This is a genomic window from Roseobacter sp. (genome assembly GCF_024639605.1).
Taxonomy (GTDB): domain Bacteria; phylum Pseudomonadota; class Alphaproteobacteria; order Rhodobacterales; family Rhodobacteraceae; genus Roseobacter.
Genome location: NZ_JAHEHZ010000173.1, coordinates 3,396 through 6,111 on the forward strand (window position 1 = coordinate 3,396; position 2,716 = coordinate 6,111).

The window sequence follows — 2,716 nt, forward strand, 5'->3', positions numbered from 1 at the left end:
GCGCGCGTTCCGGAACCGGACCGGACCGGCCCGCCAGAGCCGGGTATATCATCTGGTCGCTTTCGTCACTCGGGCACACGCGGAAGAAGCCAGAGCACAGATCAGAGCAGCAACGGCTGAAGATACCGCCCTGAGCGGTGACTGCATCGTCAGCCAGAAGCTTTGCCTGGAACAGGGCATGCGGGCTAAACCGGTGACGCGGGCGCTTGTTGCGGGCATGCCTGTGGGCGACGTGAGAACGCTGCAGTCTCTCGCGGTGGCAGGCGGCTGACAGCACCTCGCCCTGTTGGCCAGCGCAAGCTTCAGAAAGCGACCGCGCCCGGCCCCTTAAGAGCAAGCATGCCGCGTGCCTCATCGGGTGTTGCGACCTGCAGTCCAAGCCCTTCGATGATCTGGCGTACCTTTGTGACCTGCACCGCATTGGAGACCGCAAGCTCGCCTTTTCCGGCCCAGATGCTGTCTTCCAGACCGACACGCACGTTGCCGCCCTGCGCTGCCGCCTGCGCCGCGATCCGGAACTGGTTCGATCCCGCCCCGAGCACCGACCACAGAAAATCGGTGCCAAAAAGCCGGTCTGCCGTGCGTTTCATATGCATCACGTCGTCGGGATGCGGCCCGATGCCGCCAAGAAGCCCGAAGATGGTCTGGACAAAAAACGGCGGCCTCACCAGACCGCGATCCGCAAAATGCGCAAGATTATAAAGATGCGACGTGTCATAGCATTCGAACTCGAAGCGGGTGCCATTGCCGTAACAGGTATCAAGAACGTACTCGATATCTTTGAATGAATTACGAAAAACGAGATCGCGGGACCCCTCAAGATGCTCTTTCTCCCAGTCGAACCGGAAGTCTTTGTATTTTTTCAGCAGAGGGAAGATCGCAAAGTTCATCGATCCCATATTCAGCGAGGCAAGCTCCGGTTGAAAGGTCGCTGCCGGGGCGACCCGCTCGGCGACGGTCATGTAAGGGCTGCCGCCTGTGGTGATGTTGATGACGGCGTCGGTTGCGGCTTTGATGCGGGGCAGAAAGGCCGCAAAGCCCTCCGGTGTCTGATCAGGGCGCCCGGTTTCGGGATCGCGGGCATGCAGGTGCAGGATGGTGGCGCCTGCCTCTGCCGCCCCGATGGCCTGACCGGCAATTTCGTCCGGGGTGACCGGCAGATGCGGCGACATGGTGGGTGTGTGAATGGCACCCGTGATGGCACAGCTGATAATCACTTTGCCGCTGTCAGATCCGGATTTCATATGCAGTTCCTGTCTTCGGGTTCATCAGAGGACTTCGACATTGCCGTCAACGCCGAGCGACTGCCCGGAGAGATTGCGGCCCGCATCCGACAGCAGAAAGGCAATGGTGCCTGCGACATCCTCGCTGGTGACCATGCGGCGCAGGGACACTTTGCTGAGATACTCGCGGGTCATCTCTTCGAGCGGCACGCCGGATGCGTCGGCTCTGTCGCGGATTACCTTGTCGATCCGGGGCCCGGCAACGAGGCCCGGCAGGATCGCATTCACCCTTATATTATCGGGTCCGAGTTCTTTGGCGAGGCTCCGGGCCAGTCCGATCACCCCGAATTTCGCTGCCGAATAAGGAGTGCGGTACGAATATCCGTGCCTGCCGGCCGCCGAAGACATGCAGACCAGCGACCCGCCCCCGGCAGCTTTCAGCAAAGGTACAGCACGGCGCGCACAGAGAAACTGCCCGGTCAGGCAGACATCAATACAGGCGCGCCAGTCCGCTTCGGAGATATCCTCCACAGCGCCCGTTGGCCCGGCAATCCCGGCGTTGTTGATCAGAGCATCCAGACCGCCCATGCGCGCACTGGCGGCGCTGAAAAAGGCGTCGACCTGCTCGGATTGCGAGACATCCGCCTGCATTGCGAGGCAATCGCCAAGGGTCTTGCCCGCAGCTTTCAGGGCATCGGCATCCACGTCGCAGATGGCCACCTGCGCACCGGCACTGTGGAGAAGCCGCGCGATGGCCAGCCCGATCCCGCCCGCGCCTGCTGTGATCACCACACGCTGGCCCTTCAGGCCCGGCAGCGAAAAAGGTGTTTTGTCGCTCACAGAGACATCCTTATGTGCACCGGCGGGCGGCGGTGCTGACGCCCTTGAGCACAGCGTTTCTTACTCTGCGGGTTCGTGGCTGTCATTGCGTTGTCCTCCGCGCAGTTACCGGCGCTTTTGCCTGTAGTTAGTTTATGCCGCTTTTCCGGTTTGACCAAGCGTGCCGGGCGATAAACCCGCAGAGCCGATATCGGCAAACTCGCTCTGCGCGTCGGATTCAGCAAAGCCGGCCTGCCTGTACGCAGCAGCGCCGCCTTACAGCGTCCGGATACCCCGGCGCATCGCCGCGACGCGTTCCTCTACCGCTGGGACGGCCAAGCCAAGAATGAGCCGCATGCGCGTTTGCACAGCCGCCGGTTGCTCTGTAGCCTTTGACACCGTACCGGGCAGTTGCTTTTACAGTTCCCGGTCCCTTCAGAGGACCCCATGCACAAACGCGCTGTCATTGTTTCTGACCCTACCCCGCTCACGCGTCTGCCGGTGCTGTCCGGAAAACTGGGGATTGAGCTTTTCATCAAGCGCGATGATCTGGCCGGACCAAGCATCGGCGGCAACAAAGCGCGGCAGCTTGAGTATTACTTTGGTGCAGCCTCAGCCGCAGGCGCTGATACAATCCTGATTACCGGCGCGGTACAATCCAACTTCGTCCGGCT

Annotated in this window: 4 protein-coding genes; 2 read left to right on the plus strand and 2 right to left on the minus strand. The window is 61.3% G+C overall.

What is annotated here, in order from left to right; all coding sequences use genetic code 11:
* A partial coding sequence (locus Q0M35_RS16470; protein WP_295317360.1) for a hypothetical protein occupies positions 1-271 on the plus strand: 271 nt, incomplete at its 5' end.
* A 31-nt stretch (positions 272-302) separates the two neighbouring features.
* Here Q0M35_RS16470 and Q0M35_RS16475 read toward each other — a convergent pair.
* Positions 303-1,244, minus strand: a complete 942-nt coding sequence (locus Q0M35_RS16475) for a 3-keto-5-aminohexanoate cleavage protein (RefSeq protein ID WP_295317361.1) — start codon at positions 1,242-1,244, stop codon at positions 303-305.
* 24 nt (positions 1,245-1,268) lie between these two features.
* Positions 1,269-2,063 (minus strand): SDR family oxidoreductase, encoded by a 795-nt coding sequence (locus Q0M35_RS16480; RefSeq protein ID WP_295317362.1) that lies wholly within the window; start codon positions 2,061-2,063, stop codon positions 1,269-1,271.
* Between the two features lie 426 nt (positions 2,064-2,489).
* Here Q0M35_RS16480 and Q0M35_RS16485 point away from each other — a divergent pair.
* Positions 2,490-2,716: pyridoxal-phosphate dependent enzyme (locus Q0M35_RS16485; protein WP_295317363.1), on the plus strand; the 227-nt coding region annotated here is incomplete at its 3' end.

What these genes read in the sequence shown, in the direction of transcription:
- Q0M35_RS16475 (WP_295317361.1), bottom strand. Translation starts at nt 1,244, where the DNA reads ATGAAATCCGGATCTGACAGCGGCAAAGTGATTATCAGCTGTGCCATC.